The organism is Microbacterium sp. ISL-103 (assembly GCF_018613995.1).
Classification (GTDB): domain Bacteria; phylum Actinomycetota; class Actinomycetes; order Actinomycetales; family Microbacteriaceae; genus Microbacterium.
Genome location: NZ_JAGGPD010000155.1, coordinates 9605 through 9874 on the forward strand (window position 1 = coordinate 9605; position 270 = coordinate 9874).

General features: G+C 71.9%; 1 protein-coding gene. It reads right to left on the reverse strand.

Annotated features, from left to right (window positions below; all coding sequences use genetic code 11):
• The coding region (locus J7E68_RS19645; RefSeq protein ID WP_251048719.1) for a hypothetical protein at positions 1-247 on the reverse strand (247 nt) is incomplete at its 3' end.
• Positions 248-270 lie beyond the last annotated feature (23 nt).

Here is a 270-nt window from a genome sequence, read left to right on the forward strand (position 1 = left end):
CGTCGTCGAGAGCACCGCGAAGCCCCGCCGCATCGTCGCGCTCGTGTCGCCGCACCGTGCCGGCGAAGTAGCAGCGGGGAGCATTGCCCCAGTCCTCGGCGCCCTCCGGCGTCCAGCCGGTGAAGCCGCCGTCGTCCGTCCACACCAGGAGACCATCGTCGGTGGGCTGATCGATCACGAACCCGACGATCGCCCCGGCATCGGTGCTGTGCACGCGGAACGCAGCGGTGTGCGAGGTCGCGGTCATCTCCGCCCGACGGCCGCCTCCGA